Annotated in this window: 16 protein-coding genes; 7 read left to right on the forward strand and 9 right to left on the reverse strand. The window is 56.6% G+C overall.

The features are described from left to right. Positions 1-95 precede the first annotated feature (95 nt). Entirely contained in the window at positions 96-527 is a 432-nt protein-coding gene (locus JUI81_RS12265) for a hypothetical protein (protein WP_239077682.1), read from the forward strand. 369 nt (positions 528-896) lie between these two features. Here the strand turns inward: JUI81_RS12265 and JUI81_RS12270 are convergent, their stop codons facing one another. Then, complete coding sequence (locus tag JUI81_RS12270) at positions 897-1,358, reverse strand: GNAT family N-acetyltransferase (protein ID WP_204124334.1); 462 nt, start codon at positions 1,356-1,358, stop codon at positions 897-899. An 89-nt stretch (positions 1,359-1,447) separates the two neighbouring features. Further along, positions 1,448-1,822: a tautomerase family protein gene (locus JUI81_RS12275; protein WP_204124335.1), complete on the reverse strand. Its 375-nt coding sequence runs from the start codon at positions 1,820-1,822 to the stop codon at positions 1,448-1,450. A gap of 108 nt (positions 1,823-1,930) precedes the next feature. On the opposite strand from JUI81_RS12275, the gene JUI81_RS12280 reads away from it, so the two are divergent. Further along, positions 1,931-2,824, forward strand: a complete 894-nt coding sequence (locus JUI81_RS12280) for a LysR substrate-binding domain-containing protein (protein ID WP_019582073.1) — start codon at positions 1,931-1,933, stop codon at positions 2,822-2,824. Between the two features lie 6 nt (positions 2,825-2,830). Here the strand turns inward: JUI81_RS12280 and JUI81_RS12285 are convergent, their stop codons facing one another. Both JUI81_RS12285 and JUI81_RS12290 read right to left on the reverse strand, forming a co-directional pair. After that, positions 2,831-3,724, reverse strand: a complete 894-nt coding sequence (locus JUI81_RS12285; protein ID WP_019582072.1) for a tyrosinase family protein — start codon at positions 3,722-3,724, stop codon at positions 2,831-2,833. Then, complete coding sequence (locus JUI81_RS12290; RefSeq protein WP_204124336.1) at positions 3,711-4,175, reverse strand: hypothetical protein; 465 nt, start codon at positions 4,173-4,175, stop codon at positions 3,711-3,713. The genes JUI81_RS12285 and JUI81_RS12290 overlap by 14 nt, the downstream gene beginning before the upstream one ends. 534 nt (positions 4,176-4,709) lie before the next feature. On the opposite strand from JUI81_RS12290, the gene JUI81_RS12295 reads away from it, so the two are divergent. The 4 genes from JUI81_RS12295 (at position 4,710) to JUI81_RS12310 (ending at position 6,977) form a co-directional block, all read left to right on the forward strand. Further along, positions 4,710-5,939 carry a hypothetical protein gene (locus JUI81_RS12295; RefSeq protein ID WP_204124337.1) on the forward strand — a complete coding sequence of 410 codons (1,230 nt, stop codon included), beginning with the start codon at positions 4,710-4,712 and terminating at the stop codon, positions 5,937-5,939. Between the two features lie 63 nt (positions 5,940-6,002). Beyond that, the gene (locus tag JUI81_RS12300; protein ID WP_019582069.1) at positions 6,003-6,155 is read left to right on the forward strand and encodes a hypothetical protein; all 153 of its coding nucleotides are present in this window, start codon (positions 6,003-6,005) and stop codon (positions 6,153-6,155) included. Positions 6,156-6,228: 73 nt separating this feature from the next. Next, entirely contained in the window at positions 6,229-6,741 is a 513-nt protein-coding gene (locus JUI81_RS12305) for a type VI secretion system amidase effector protein Tae4 (RefSeq protein ID WP_019582068.1), read from the forward strand. After that, positions 6,738-6,977, forward strand: coding sequence for a hypothetical protein (locus JUI81_RS12310; protein WP_172901202.1), 240 nt, complete (start codon positions 6,738-6,740; stop codon positions 6,975-6,977). Before JUI81_RS12305 ends, JUI81_RS12310 begins: the two co-directional genes overlap by 4 nt. Before the next feature lie 38 nt (positions 6,978-7,015). Here JUI81_RS12310 and mqo read toward each other — a convergent pair whose 3' ends face one another. The 4 genes from mqo to JUI81_RS12330 form a co-directional block, all read right to left on the reverse strand. After that, entirely contained in the window at positions 7,016-8,656 is a 1,641-nt protein-coding gene (mqo, locus tag JUI81_RS12315) for a malate dehydrogenase (quinone) (RefSeq protein WP_204124338.1), read from the reverse strand. A gap of 318 nt (positions 8,657-8,974) precedes the next feature. Beyond that, a complete protein-coding gene (locus JUI81_RS12320; RefSeq protein ID WP_204124339.1) occupies positions 8,975-9,685 on the reverse strand; it encodes a GNAT family N-acetyltransferase in 711 nt (236 codons plus the stop codon). A gap of 77 nt (positions 9,686-9,762) precedes the next feature. After that, positions 9,763-10,332, reverse strand: coding sequence for a YceI family protein (locus JUI81_RS12325; protein ID WP_204124340.1), 570 nt, complete (start codon positions 10,330-10,332; stop codon positions 9,763-9,765). A 288-nt stretch (positions 10,333-10,620) separates the two neighbouring features. Then, on the reverse strand, positions 10,621-11,952 hold the full coding sequence (locus JUI81_RS12330) for a PLP-dependent aminotransferase family protein (protein WP_204124341.1): 1,332 nt from the start codon (positions 11,950-11,952) through the stop codon (positions 10,621-10,623). Between the two features lie 88 nt (positions 11,953-12,040). Between JUI81_RS12330 and JUI81_RS12335 the strand changes: the two genes are divergently transcribed. Then, the gene (locus JUI81_RS12335) at positions 12,041-12,937 is read left to right on the forward strand and encodes a DMT family transporter (protein ID WP_204124342.1); all 897 of its coding nucleotides are present in this window, start codon (positions 12,041-12,043) and stop codon (positions 12,935-12,937) included. 71 nt (positions 12,938-13,008) lie between these two features. Here the strand turns inward: JUI81_RS12335 and JUI81_RS12340 are convergent, their stop codons facing one another. Beyond that, positions 13,009-14,376, reverse strand: coding sequence for an MBL fold metallo-hydrolase RNA specificity domain-containing protein (locus JUI81_RS12340; RefSeq protein WP_230172797.1), 1,368 nt, complete (start codon positions 14,374-14,376; stop codon positions 13,009-13,011). Positions 14,377-14,447 lie beyond the last annotated feature (71 nt).

Here is a 14,447-nt window from a genome sequence, read left to right on the forward strand (position 1 = left end):
TAATCGCAGTGGTGCATCACCGACGTGGCGAACCGAAGGAGCCAGATCAATTGATGAGGTCTTTGTGTGTCGCGGTCGCATTCGTAGCGCCCATCGTGTTGTCCACCACGGTCACTGCTGAAGTACTTGCGCATAAGACAGCGCTCGCTTTTGTTGCTCAAACCCATGTGGGTGACAGCCTGCCAACACTGGCACTGTTGGCGGCAAAGAAGACGCAAACCTTTGCGATGCTCATTGAAAAGTTAGGAAGTGAAAAAGCACACAGTGCCGTATCGAGCGAAATTGACGCACTACTTCCGCAGTACCAGCCGAAATGGAATCAAAATCTTGCTGCGGCTTATGAGAAGTCTTTTACTGAAGAAGAGCTGTTATCACTCGCGTCTGAAGGCCAGGCATCCAAATACGCTGGCAAAGTGCTGGAGCGGCGAACTGACATCGGCAGAGACATGCAGTCCAGCTCGACCCCGATACTGATTGCCCTTGTATCCGAGGCACTTAAGGCGGCCTATTCCAAGCATATTCGTTGAAGCGGTCTTGATCCCCCTCTGCCATCAGCTTGTCCGAAGAAAACCAACACCTCCATGTGTGGAGGCGTTGTGCTTTTTGCTGATCGCAGGACGAGACTAAACGGGAGAAATCGTGGCCAGCGCGCCAATCAAAATGGTCAACACCAGAAATCCACCCAGGAAAATTGCCATCTTGCCCATGGGGCCTCCTACGCTATGAGTTTGCGGTGCAGCGGTTACCACCACTGCTGACCGTGCCGTCATTGTGAGCCGCAGGCTGATCCCATTACAGATGCAGATAGCCAAGAAAAATACGGATCAGATCCGCGATTCACGCCCCCTGTAGCTGCCGAAGGCTGCGATCTTTTGATCTTAAACACGTCGCCCTGGTTATGTGGCGTCTACTAATGACTTCACATGAGTCGCAAAATCATCGTGTATCTGTTGGAACCCGCAGCGAAGGTAAAATGCCGATCCCTCTGGGGTATCCGTGGATAGGCGCACGACACGGAATCTCTGAGCCGCATATTCCAGAAGCCGCTCCACCAGAGCTTTACCCACATTCTGGCCCCTTGATGCGCGCGCGACGTATACCCGCCGTAGTCTCCCGATATCCGACCCGGCATATGGATCATATGAAAGACCACCGATGGCCATCAGTTGCCCGTTGCGGAAGGCTCCCAAAAGACATTCACCTGGTTGATCGAATCGATTCGACCCGTTTTTCCAATCTGCAACCAAGCGCGTGAGAAACCTGAAACCCTCTGTAACGGCCTCCGCTTCCAGTATCAGGATTTCCGGAGAAAGCGCTGATATCTGACGTATCGCCAGTTCGCCCGTTGACGTAACCACTCGATATCCCTTGTTTGTTTTGGCACCCTGCCTGACTCATCTGTGTGGACACCACGGCGTCAGGTGTTTTACACACAACCGCGTAGGAACTAGTTGCCCCGCCCGCCACCAAACGACCACTCATCTGCCGCGGTCGTGGTAATCACCACCATCACGTCCTCAGAATCGATGCCCGGCGCTCGGCCCAGTCTCTCGACCAGGTTGCGATAGAAACGCTGTTTCGTCTCGATGTCTCGAGGGCGACCGGCAGTAATCGCGATCAACACAAAGTCATGGCTGCGCGGACCGCCCAGGTAGTTGGGGTCAAAGATCAGTTCGCCCACTTCGTGTTGGTGAATGACCTGGAACCGGTCGGCCATCGGCACTTCGAAGCTTTCTACCAAGGCGTCGTGCAGCCCTTGTGAGAGGGCCTGTAAATACTCGGCAGACTTTCCCCGGTGCAGTGAAATACGGGCAAATGGCATTAAGACCTACTCCTGAAAATCCAACTGACCGGGGAAAACTATCAAGTCGCGATCATTCCGAATATCAGATTTAATAGCGGCCTTAGTCCCGAATTAATGGATGATTCGATGCGCCGTCCGACCTTCGATCTTGATGTGCTGCGTACTTTCGTGACCGGTGTGGAGTTCAACAGCTTTGCCAAGGCGGCGGATCGGCTCAATCGCTCGACGTCTGCCGTAAGCGCACAACTCAAGAAGCTTGAGGAACAGGTAGGCACGCCAGTGCTGTCAAAATCCGGTCGAGGGTTGGTGTTGACGCCGGTGGGTGAAACCCTGCTCAGCCATGCACGCCGACTGCTTGAATTGAACGACAGCATTTTCCAGACCCTGCACGAAAGCCAGACCGCCGCCACGGTACGCCTGGGGCTTCAGGAAGACTTTGGCGAACACTTTCTCAGCGACATTCTGCGACGCTACATCAAGATGTACCCGATGGTGAGCCTCGAAGTCAGGATCGCGCGTAATACCGAACTGCTTGCATTGATCGACAGCGGTGGCCTGGACCTGGCCCTGTCTTGGGACACAGGGCACAAATCCCCCTACGCCACGCACCTGGGTGAAACGCAGATGCACTGGATCGGGCCTCGTGACGCGCCCCCCATCAACGGCTCTGTCGATTCCCCCCTGCCATTGATCATGTTCGACGCCCCTTGCGTGTTACGCAGCGCGGCAACCCAGGCACTGGATGAGGCGCGGATTCCCTGGCGAATCGCGCTGACCAGCCCCAGCGTTGGTGGAATCTGGGCGGCCGTTGCGGCCGGTTTGGGCCTCACATTGCGAACTCGCATTGGGCTGCCAGCGCATCTCGCCGTGATTGCCGGTCTACCCTCGTTGCCGACCCTCGGCTATGTACTTCATCGAGGAGCAGAACACTTGGCGCCTGCCCCCCGACAATTGGCTGCGTTGATACAAACGAGTCTGCAAGAGCAGGCGTTCAGTATGACTAGAGGCTCCCCCGCTTGATGCTGCCTAAAGCAGGTCGCTCAAAGTGTCGTACTTGTAGTACTGGCTGTAATTCAGAACATCTCGAGGTGTCACCTTTTCCGGAAAAGGGCTGTACATCGGATCATCGATCCGATGGAACTTGAGCGTATCGGGAGCCGCTGCGTCAGGTACGTAAGCGGCGGTGGGATGCTTCGCTTGCCATGCAGCCCAGAGTCGGTCGACATTGCAATGATGCAGAAAGAACACCGGGTCGTTTGGCGAAGACGACAACCCCATGTCACCGCCGACCCACACATGGACGTTGTTATGAATGCGCTCTTTGCCCGCCCATCCCTCGATGGAGTTGCGCGCACCACCGGTGGATTGCGCCGCGTCGTAGGGTGTTTTGTCATACACGGTATTTTCCTGGATGACCTTGCGTACATTGGCTCGACTGGGCAGTGCTCCATCTCCACCCAGATAACGCACCAGAGGGCGGTTTACCCGACCCAGTTCCATGGTGCGGCCGTCACCCATCAGTCGTACCCGCCACTTCCCGTCCACGAACTGTCCAAGGTACTGATTCGACCAGATGACTGATGTCCTGGGGTCCTGAAGTTCCGCGTCAGTGTTCCAGTCCCAGTACGGAATTCGAAAGTGTGGGTCGTTTACCGCTTTGCGAAGCAACGATTCCAGCCGCACGAGAAAGTAGCGATGCCACGGTAAAAATGACGGGCCTCCATGCGCAGCATTCCTGGCCATCTGGCCCGCAGGCGTTGAAATCATCATGGCTCGGTGGTGCCAAGCCACCAAGGAGTCATAAATCGAGAGATTGGCCTGCCCAGGCCAGGGATTCTGCACGGGGTCCTTGAGCCGCTTCACCCCTTCGACGTATTTCTGGAGCGCCGCGAGATCTTTAACTGCATTAGACCTGATCATGATGTGCTCCGTGATCATGGTGGACGGGATGGTCGGAGTGCTCTTTCCCGTCGCCATCGCTCTTGGCGAAAGACTCGGGATAGGCATCGATCACCGCTGTCATCAAATCGAGAGCCGATCCGTAAGAAACGAATGGAGTGGCGTGCGTATGGACCTGCCCAGCATCGTCCACAAACAGATGCGCCTGGACCGGAGCGCCATCCACCTCCACCTGATAGGTAGTCACGATCCGGACAACGTGCCCTTTGTGGTTAATCTCGCGAACCGTCCTGGCCTCATGGCCTGCATGCGGGTCCACGTACTCGGGAAACTGCTCCTTGATCCACGCTGGGTGCATTTTGTCAGGATCAGTGATGGATATCTCGGCGAGAGCAGCTATGTCGGGCGGGCTCAACAGCACGTTGGCTTCGGTTGCTGGGGGTTCAGGGCTGGAGACATTTTTCCTTGTCATGATTCCTCCTGGAGTGTGCCCCCGGACGATTGCCCGGACTGGCTGGAGAAAGTGTAGTCGGTGATGGGTAGAGATGCTGTTGAAGCCAGAGTAATGGGACCGGATTTCATCTCTCCCGGGGGGCGGACATTCAGTTTGAACACGGCTGCCAGTCCTCTGATCCCTTGTCAGGAAAGAATGATCCGAAAGACCAGTGGTGGAGCCTTGATTTCATGGCTCCCTGTTATATGCCTGAACTGGTTGAGCACAGGCAGTTGGTGACCGTAGATACCGTCTTGAACTTCACCTACTCCTGCGGATCAATCTGAGCCAACAGGATATTGACGTCAAAAAAACAGAAGTCGCGCGATTACAGCTGAGGGGTTGGGCGTGAAATATAAGCCTATGATTTATATAGACTTTTAAAAATATCTGAATTGGTAGCGCAGAGTTATCTAGAGGCTTCTATTATTTCGTTACCGCCGAATTCGGTCCAATCATTGTTATGCGCCAACGACAACGCAAGCCCTTAATCAATAATTATGGGAGGGTAACATGTCGATAAAAAAAACAACTGCCTTACTCGTGCTGGCTTTTAGCTTTTTCGGAGTGACGAGTTGTGCCAGCATAAGAAATTATTCAGAAGTCTCAAGCGAAAGAAACAAGAGCATTGTTCCTGATATTGACTATTATGACCTTGCATACAACGTAGATGTTATTGTGCTTCCTGCAGAAATAAAAACCAAAGAAAATGTAGATATAGACAATAACTTTTCAGGCGAATTACAAATTTCAAACTGGGGAAATGCCATCAAGGATGCGACCCAGAAAGAAATTCATAACAGTGATCGCTTTATCGAATTTGGACATTACAGCGGCCGCATTGAAATCAGTACAGAAATATCTTCAGTATCTATAAGCAACGCCCGAGGCGGGACTCGATCGAAATGCAATGTTGTTTACACATATAAAGATTTAGCAGCAGGAAAAATACTCTCCAGGCATGACAGTGCCATTGAATTAATAGCACCATCCTCTGCCATACCAAAACCCAGTAATAGTTTTTCTTACAGCCTTGATCAACTGACATACGCTATTGCTCGCGAGGCGATTTTTGGCCTCGTTCGATTGTCGCCTGTTGCCGATATCCAGCTAACGCAGAAGCAAGTGAAATTTTATAATTCAAATATTAAAAGAAAGCCCAACCAAATTATTAGCTATGTGCCGATAGACAGCCTTATTCACAAGAACAAAAAAGAACTAAACTCTGCTTTTTCAATGGCTAAGAAAACGCAAAAAAACAGCAATAAATCGACTAAGAAAAATAAGTCAACCGTTAGAGTAGACACCGTCTCCGCTCCCGCTACCCTCCCTCTGAAACCTAGCACAGCTAGCGAGCCCCCCACCGCAAACACCGTTACATCGAGTGAAAACCCTGTCAGTCAGAACTCAAGCCAGGCTGCGACTGAAACTAAAACAGACGACAGCAGTTCAAGCGGCATTACTAGCTCATTGGAGCCATTGAAGGATGACACCATTAAAAACGACGCGCCAAGTTATGACACCAGCGGACCTCAAATCGATGTATCGGCAGAGCAAGAAAGAGCGATGGATGAATGTTTGAAGGCGGAAAAAGCAAAGTTACAGGGAGCGAAAGACAATGCCGCTTCACGCACCGGATATACAACCGTGTCGGGACTCTATCAACCTCAAAACAAGGTATCAGCAGTGCAAGAAAGAGCTATGGATGAATGTTTGAAGAGGGAAAAAGCAAAGTTACGGTGAGCGACTGGCAATGCTGCTTCACGTACCGGATATACAGTCGTGCCGGGACGGTAGAGGCAGAGCATGATCGCTGCGGTAGTCGACGTGCCTGGCAATGCGCCCAGCAGGCCGGCGATGGCGCTGCTTGATGATTTGCACGCGTTGGCCGGCTTGTCACAGACTGCGCTTCCCTACGGCAGGATGAAGGAATATTCCGATTTTTCCATTGACCTCTGAGAGGTCTCTTCAGCAAACAGGGCCTTCTGCTAGGCTAGCCGTCAGGATTAAAGGGCCACAGGGAGAAGGAAGGGTGCTCACATTCGACACGTTATGGAAAAACCACCCAGAAATATTTGGAGACGCAGCTCCGTGCAGAACCAACGGCGCCAAAAACTTCAGTGATCAGTGTGCTATCAACCTCGGTGTGGCACTACGCCGGGCAGGTGCTGATCTCGGCAAGCTCAAGGATGTCCGCCACTGTTGGCAGCACCCCAAGAGCGAAGGGCATGTATTGGCAGCAGAAGAGATCGCGCAGGCGTTAAGCCAAGCCAAAATACCCGGGCTGCACGCCATCAAAAAGATAAAGCCGAAGGACTTCGAAGATGATCTTGAAGGGCAACAAGGCATCATTTTCTTCAAGGATTTCTGGCGCCGAGGAAACGAGACCTTCGGCAATCGCAGCGGCGATCATATCGATCTATGGAACGGGCGTAGATTAACGGACTGGATGAGCTACCCTCGTATTCAGTTGGGGTTTTCCATTGAGGGCAGCTTCTCCGACTACCACGAGTCGAAGGAAATATGGTTTTGGAAGGTCATATGAAAATTGTCAAAGGGGCATTGTTCGTCATCCTTGTTGTTGCCCTGGCCGTTGGGGCGTTTAATTTGATATTCGTGGCAGTGTCTGGCTACTTTGGGCCGTTCTACGAGAGTGAGGCAGACCAAAGTCGGAATTTTGCAATTTGGCTTTTGGGTAATGCGGGGGTTGGGTTGCTTTCGGTTTTCATGGGTGTCGTTTTGTATCGGCGATATCTTCCCAGACACAAAAAAGCCCACTGACCGTCAACGGTTCAGTGGGCTTTTGACAGGGCCTCTAGTTACAGAGCCATATCCGTCGCAGCATTCTCTTTCACAGCCTTAGGCTTCTCAGCCGGAGCAGCGGGAGCCGCTGCCTGACCAATCACCGGCGGCGGAGTCAGCTCGAGCACCTTGGCGGTGTAAGCCCACTCTTGAGCCACTTTCTCAGGGCTGTTGTTCAGCTGAGTGCCATAGCTAGGCACGATCTGGTGCAGTTTTTCCTGCCAGGCTGGGGTAGCAACCTTGTCCTTGAACACTTTCTGCAGCACGGTCAGCATGATCGGTGCGGCAGTCGATGCGCCTGGCGATGCGCCCAGCAGGCCGGCGATGGTGCCGTCAGCGGAAGCAACGATTTCGGTACCCAGCTTCAGCACGCCACCGGCGGCTTCATCACGCTTGATGATTTGCACGCGCTGGCCGGCTTGCCACAGGCGCCAGTCTTCGGCTTTGGCGTTCGGGAAGTATTCTTTCAGGGCGTTGAGGCGGTCTTCGTCAGACAGCATCAGTTGGCCTGCGAGGTACTCGACCAGTGGGTATTCCTTGATGCCGACGCGGGTCATTGGCCACACGTTGTGTGTGGTAGTGGTGGTCAGCAGGTCCAGGTACGAGCCTTCTTTGAGGAACTTGGTGCTGAAGGTCGCGAATGGGCCAAACAGGATGACGCGCTTGCCGTCCAGGACACGGGTGTCCAGATGCGGAACCGACATTGGCGGTGCGCCAACGGAGGCTTTGCCGTAGGCCTTGGCCAGGTGTTGTTCGGCGATGGTCGGGTTATCGGTGACCAGGAACGAGCCGCCAACCGGGAAGCCTGCGTATTCCTGGGCTTCAGGAATGCCGGACTTCTGCAGCAGGTGCAGTGCACCGCCGCCCGCGCCGATGAACACGAACTTGGCGTCGGTTTCGGTTTTGGTGCCGTCTTTCAGGTTTTTGTAGCTGACGCGCCAGCTGCCGTCTGCGTTCTTGGTGATGTCCTGCACTTCGCTAGACAACTTCAAGTCGAATTTCGGTGTGGTTTGCAGGTGCGCAACGAACTGGCGGGTGATCTCGCCAAAGTTCATGTCGGTGCCGATCGGGCTCCAGGTGGCCGCGACTTTCTGGTTCGGGTCACGCCCTTCCATCATCAGCGGAACCCACTTCTTGATCACAGCCGGGTCTTCGGAGTACTGCATGCCGGCGAACAGCGGGCTGGCTTGCAGGGCTTCGTAGCGCTTCTTCAGGAACTTGATGTTGTCATCGCCCCACACAAAGCTCATGTGCGGAGTGGAGTTGATGAACGAACGCGGGTTCTTCAGTACGCCTTGCTGAACCTGCCAGGCCCAGAACTGACGGGAGATCTGGAAGGCTTCGTTGATTTCAACGGCTTTCGCGATCTGGACGTTGCCCTTGTCGTCTTCCGGGGTGTAGTTCAGCTCGGCCAGAGCGGAGTGACCAGTACCGGCGTTGTTCCAGCCGTTGGAGCTTTCCTGGGCGACGCCGTCGAGGCGCTCGACCATTTCCATCGACAAGTCGGGTTCCAGCTCATTGAGCCATACACCCAGCGTTGCACTCATGATGCCGCCGCCAATGAGCAGCACATCGACTTTCTTTGCCTCCGCGTAAGCGGACGTGATCCCCATCGACAAAGCCAGCCCCAGCAGGGCTGTGTTCAGTTTCTTAAACATTTGTAGCACCTATGATAAACGCCATCCGCCTCCAACCCTCATTCATGAGCAACCCAGGTTCACGGGTACGCAGGCAGCGTGCCGCGGGTTTCTGCATTCAGAAAGATTTGAAGGTGGGCACACAAGGCCGACGTGTCTCCATCGACCTCAGTTATATGTCCCTCGTGCACTGACTTCTTATCATTATTGGCTCAGCTACTTGAGCGACATTGATTCTGTCGCACGTCTGTGGACGTACGAACCGAATAAGTCAAACCAAGTTAATGCGACAGAATATCACGCCTCGGCCAGCCTGCGCGCCCGAAAGGACTCGACAGTCTAGACGGGACGAGGCCCGCGCTCGGCGTTTTTGCTCAAACGATCCAGCACAAACGCCTTGGCGTTGCGCGTCATTTGGTCGAGATGCCGGTCGCGTTGCTTCTCTGCATCGATCATTGCCCGCTTGCCGTGTTTTTGCAGCAGATACGTATGTATCTGCCGCACCTCCAAAGAACTGTAGATCGAGGTGACATCCAACAGGCCCATCAGGCCCTCAGTGGCGTGATCCCGGGTGTTCATCAGCACCTGAGTGCCGCGCACGCCCAGCACTTGAAAGCCCATCGACTCGAACCAGGGCACCTTGGCGACGGTGCACGTCAACTCGGCATGCGGGTAGCGACCGAGCATGTCTTGCAGCATCGCCCGCGCAACACCCTGTCGCCGTTGACTGGCCTGCACCGCCATGTACGCCACGCCGCAGGCCTCGGGATCGTCCTTGACCGGCAGGTACAGCAAAAACCCGATGACCTTCTCGGGATCTTCGTCATCCATGGCGACGATCAATTCGACCGCAATGCCTTTGGCGCCGCCGAGCGCTTCCAGGTACAGATGAACCTCATAGCCCACTGCGTATTGATAGACGTTGTACAACGGGTTGCTCGGCGCGATGCCTACCATGCTGATGTCGGTCAGGTTGTCGACGACCATCTGCAGAATCTGGCTGTTGATGGGCTCCGGGCATGGAGTGGCAAAGTGGGTGAGCTGGGGCATTGCGTTTCTGACTCCGGGTTAAGGCTTACTGAGCATCAGCCCCGCCATTGTCACAGATCGAGCCCCTCGCAGGAAAATCAACGCTGCGGCGCGACGATGCGGAAGCGGATGTCGATGTCGTTGGAGACCACCGTATCGGCCCACTCCCCCTCCCCGATCTTGAAGTCGCTGCGTTTGAGAATGATATTGCCATCGAAAATCCCGATGGCCTGCTCCGGCTTCAACAGCACCTTTACCTGCAGCTCACGCGTCATGCCCCTGAGGTTAAGTTTGCCGGTGATCAGATAGCGTTGATTGCCCAGCGCTTTCACCCGGGTCGATTCAAAGGTCGCCACCGGATAGTCCGCCGTGTTGAACCAGGCAGGCTTTTGCAGTTCGGCATTGGCATCGCTGCTGCCGGCGTCGATGCTGGCTAGGTCAATGGTCAGCCTGGCGTGGGCCGCGGTGGGGTTTGCCGTGTCGAAATCGAGCGTGGCGTCGAATTTGCCGAAGGTGCCGTACACCCTCGAACCGAATTGGTTATAGGTGAAGGAGATCTTGCTGGCGGTGGTGTTGACCCGGGTGTATTCAACGGCTTGGGCACAGGGCAAGACGCCGATCGTGAGGATGGCGAGCAATGCGGCTAAACGCGGGAATCGAAGAGGCATGGAATTCTCCGGGTGGAATACCCTTCAGGGATTGAAGTGCTGCACCCGTGTGGCTGCGATAGCTGGACTTAAGCAAATATTCGGAGGTTATTCCAGCCAAACTACGCTCCGTAGCAGCTGCCGAGCTCGCGAGGCTGCGTTCGGCTGCGCAGCAGTCGTAAAATCAGGCACTGCGGTCCGTCAGGCACACTGTGCATTCAGGGTTTACGACTGCTGCGCAGCCGAACGCAGGCTTCGCCAGCTGCTACGGAGCGCATCACAACTTAAGACTTCGTCTGTAGAGGCTGACTATGTATAAGCCCCCACCACCCACTTCACTTTCTCCAGCGCCTCCCTAAGCGCCCCCATCTCCACGGAGCCCAGCGCCAGGCGAAACGCATGTGGAACGTTGGCCGATGTGGCAAAGGGTTCGGCGGTTGAAACCGAGACGTTTTCCCGCGTCAGCGCCATGGCGATCTGGTCGGCCCGTGCGTCTTCCGACAATGGCAGCCAAAGAAAATACGACGACGGATGGCGAATACAGCGCAGCCCCCCCAGTACCTCGCCGGCCACGATTTGCCTGGCCTGCGCGTCCCGGCGCTTTTCGGCTTCCAGTTGCATGACGGTGCCGTCGTCAAGCCAGGTGGTGGCAATCGCCGTCATCACACCCGGGGTATTCCAGGTGGTCGCTTTGATTGTGCGCTCCAGCGCGGGCACGTTCTGCAGGGGGGCGGCGACGAAGCCGACGCGCAGTCCGGTGGCCACGCTTTTGGACAGCCCGGACACATAAATCGTCCTCTCGGGGGCGAGTACCGCCAGCGGTGCGGGCGGATTCTCTGCGAGAAAGGCGTAAGCGGCGTCTTCAATGATCAGCAGCCCATACTGGCGCGCAATCGTCACCAGGTGTTCCCGTTGCTCGGCACTCATCACCCAGCCCAGCGGATTGTGCAGGGTCGGCATCGTGTACACAGCCCGCACGCGTCGATGCCGGCACAGGCTTTCCAGCGCTTGCAGATCCGGCCCGTGATCGAGCACCGGAATGGGCACGATTTCAAGGTGCAGCGTGTCGGCCAGGGCCTTGAACCCCGGGTAGGTCAACGCGTCCGCGGCAATCACGTCACCAGGTTGCAACAGCGCCATCATCGTCACCGCCAGCCCTTGCTGGGCGCCGGTGACGATCAGCACTTGCTCAGCCTCGACCGTCAGCCCTCGAACGCGCAGATGGCGCGCTACAGCGGCGCGCTCATGGGGTCGCCCGGCGTGTGGCTGGTAGCGCAGCAACGCTTCCAGATCACCGGCCGAGGCGAGTTGGCGCAGGGCATTGCGCAACAATTCGGCCTGCCCGGGAAGCGCTGGATAGTTGAAGTTCAGGTCGGTCATGCCGGCGGCAACGCTGTGTTGATCGATAGCCTGGTTGGGCGACCACGAGGTTTCCCTGACGAATGTCCCCCGCCCCGTCTCCCCGCTGACCAGGCCCATGGCTTCCAGCTCCGCATAGACCCGGCTAGCCGTCACCAGGGCCAGGCCTTCCGTGGTCGCCAACTGACGGTGAGTCGGCAAGCGTGTGCCCGGCAACAGGCGCCCTGAACGAATATCCGCGGCAAACGTATCCACCAGTGATTTGTAGCGGGAACGAGGCATGAGCAGATGTATCCATGACAATATTTTGATTGTATTGAGTTTCGTCCATACGATGCCTCCATGCAACCTGGCATGAAGGGGATCCTCAATGGAACGCACATCGAACCTGCAACAGCACACCACGGAAACGACCGCGAGCGGATGGCTCAACGGGTTCATCGGCGTGCTCATCTTCAGCGGCTCGCTGCCGGCGACACGGGTGGCCGTTATGCAGTTCGACCCGGTTTTCCTCACCGTCGCCCGGGCCAGTATCGCTGCCATTGTGGCGCTGTGCTTGCTGTTGCTGTTCAAGGAAAAACGCCCGGCCAGGCATCAACTGTTCTCCCTGGCCATCGTGGCCCTGGGCGTTGTATTAGGGTTTCCGCTGTTGACCGCACTGGCGCTGCAATATGTAACGTCTGCGCACTCCATCGTCTTCGTTGGCCTGTTGCCGCTCGCCACCGCAGCGTTCGGGGTCTGGCGCGGCGGCGAGCGGCCCCGGCCGGTGTTCTGGTTCTTCTCGGTGCTGGGCAGCCTGCTGGTGGTGGGGTTTGCCGTCTCCCAAGGCCTGACGGCCTCTCCTGCGGGGGACATTCTGATGTTGCTGGCGATCCTGGCGTGCGGGTTGGGCTATGCCGAAGGTGCGAAGCTTTCCAAGACTCTGGGAGGCTGGCAGGTGATTTCCTGGGCGCTGGTGCTGTCGCTGCCCGTCATGGCGCCGTTGACCTGGTTGCTGGCCCCGCCTTCGCTCTCGGCAATTACCCCGCCTGCGTGGTTGAGCCTGGCTTACGTGTCGCTGTTCAGCATGTTGATTGGCTTTGTGTTCTGGTACCGCGGGCTGGCTCAGGGCGGGATTGCCGCCGTCGGCCAGCTTCAGTTGCTGCAGCCGTTTTTTGGCCTGGCACTGGCTGCCACGTTGCTGCATGAGCAGGTCAGCCTTGCCATGCTGGGGGTGACCGTGGCGGTGATTCTTTGCGTGGCCGGGGCACGAAAGTTCTCGAAATAGACGGCTCGCGTGGCGAAACAAATCGGCCAGGAGCTTTTTTTTAGAGGCCCTTTTCTGTAGTGGCCAGAGCACTAAAGAGGCCCCGTCAGCTCCACGCTGTCGCGGTACTCCGGCACCGAGACCGACCAGCCCAGCTCCAGGCTGATTCGCCGGCGCAATACATCCGAGGCATTGGGTTCGCCATGTACCACATAGGTGTGTTTCGGCGGCCGCTTGAAGCCGCGCAACCACAGCATGATTTCATCGCAGTCGGCGTGTGCGGACAGGGTTTCCATCGGCACCACTTCGGCGCGGATCGGCACGTCTTTGCCGTGAATACGTACTGACGGGGCGCCTGCGATGATCTGCGCGCCGCGGGTGCCGCCCGCCTGAAAGCCCGGCACCAGCAGCGTATTGAGCGGGTTGGGCGCCAGCGCCTTGAGGTGGTGCAGCACCCGCCCGCCAGTGGCCATGCCGCTGGCGGCGATGATCACCGCCGGTGTGCGCTGCTGGTCCAGCTCGATGGAATCTCTGGTGGAGCGCACAAAACGCGTGACACGGCACATGCCTTCGCACTCTTCCAGGGACAACCGGTGTTCACTGCGAAAGCGCTGGTACAAGCGCGTGACGTCGGTGGCCATGGGGCTGTTGAGGTAGATCGGCAGGTCGGGAATCGCGCGTTTTTGTTGCAAGCGATACAGGTGATACATCAGCAACTGCGCGCGACCGACCGCGAACGATGGCACCAGCGTGATGCCATGGCGCAGCGCGGTACGGGTGATGACCTCGGCCAGTTGATCCTCCGGGGGCTCGTCGGGATGCCGACGGTCACCATAGGTCGACTCCACCAGCAGATAATCGGCCTGCTCGATCGTCTCCGGGGCAAACATCAATGGATCGTTCGGCCGCCCCAGATCCCCGGAGAACACCAGGGTCATGCCATCGGCGACGACTTCCACGGTCGCTGCGCCCAGAATATGCCCGGCACCGCGCAACAGAATGCTCATCCCCGGGACAATGTCGACCCGGTGGTGCAACTGCACCGGCCGCAGCAATTTCAATGCCCGCTCGGCGTCTTGCTCGGTGTAAAGCGGCAAGGCCGGAGAGTGTTTGGAGAAGCCATGGCGATTGGCGAACTCGGCCTCTTCTTCCTGCAAGCGGCCGCTGTCGCACAGCAGGATTTTCACCAGTTCACAGGTGGCTGGCGTCGCATACACCGGGCCGCGATAACCGTTGCGCACCAACACCGGCAGGTAGCCGCTGTGATCCAGATGAGCGTGGGTCAGCACAATGGCTTCGAGGTCGCGAACCGGCAACTGGAACGGGTCCCAGTTGTGCAAGCGCAGTTGTTTATAGCCCTGGAACAGACCGCAATCGATCAGCACATGCTGGTCGCGATGTTCCAGCAAATACTTGCTACCCGTGACCGTGCCCGCAGCACCGAGAAATGTCATTCGCATGGCCGTTTCCTTGCGCATTCATGGAGCGCTATTGATCGCTCCTTTACGCCCATGGGCAGTTGATTTTTATC

The organism is Pseudomonas sp. 008, from assembly GCF_016861935.1.
Classification (GTDB): domain Bacteria; phylum Pseudomonadota; class Gammaproteobacteria; order Pseudomonadales; family Pseudomonadaceae; genus Aquipseudomonas.

What these genes read in the sequence shown, in the direction of transcription:
- JUI81_RS12320 (WP_204124339.1), bottom strand. Translation starts at nt 9,685, where the DNA reads ATGCCCCAGCTCACCCACTTTGCCACTCCATGCCCGGAGCCCATCAAC.
- JUI81_RS12325 (WP_204124340.1), bottom strand. Translation starts at nt 10,332, where the DNA reads ATGCCTCTTCGATTCCCGCGTTTAGCCGCATTGCTCGCCATCCTCACG.
- JUI81_RS12280 (WP_019582073.1), top strand. Translation starts at nt 1,931, where the DNA reads ATGCGCCGTCCGACCTTCGATCTTGATGTGCTGCGTACTTTCGTGACC.
- mqo (WP_204124338.1), bottom strand. Translation starts at nt 8,656, where the DNA reads ATGTTTAAGAAACTGAACACAGCCCTGCTGGGGCTGGCTTTGTCGATG.
- JUI81_RS12290 (WP_204124336.1), bottom strand. Translation starts at nt 4,175, where the DNA reads ATGACAAGGAAAAATGTCTCCAGCCCTGAACCCCCAGCAACCGAAGCC.
- JUI81_RS12300 (WP_019582069.1), top strand. Translation starts at nt 6,003, where the DNA reads ATGATCGCTGCGGTAGTCGACGTGCCTGGCAATGCGCCCAGCAGGCCG.
- JUI81_RS12285 (WP_019582072.1), bottom strand. Translation starts at nt 3,724, where the DNA reads ATGATCAGGTCTAATGCAGTTAAAGATCTCGCGGCGCTCCAGAAATAC.
- JUI81_RS12330 (WP_204124341.1), bottom strand. Translation starts at nt 11,952, where the DNA reads ATGCCTCGTTCCCGCTACAAATCACTGGTGGATACGTTTGCCGCGGAT.
- JUI81_RS12340 (WP_230172797.1), bottom strand. Translation starts at nt 14,376, where the DNA reads ATGCGAATGACATTTCTCGGTGCTGCGGGCACGGTCACGGGTAGCAAG.
- JUI81_RS12295 (WP_204124337.1), top strand. Translation starts at nt 4,710, where the DNA reads ATGTCGATAAAAAAAACAACTGCCTTACTCGTGCTGGCTTTTAGCTTT.
- JUI81_RS12310 (WP_172901202.1), top strand. Translation starts at nt 6,738, where the DNA reads ATGAAAATTGTCAAAGGGGCATTGTTCGTCATCCTTGTTGTTGCCCTG.
- JUI81_RS12335 (WP_204124342.1), top strand. Translation starts at nt 12,041, where the DNA reads ATGGAACGCACATCGAACCTGCAACAGCACACCACGGAAACGACCGCG.
- JUI81_RS12275 (WP_204124335.1), bottom strand. Translation starts at nt 1,822, where the DNA reads ATGCCATTTGCCCGTATTTCACTGCACCGGGGAAAGTCTGCCGAGTAT.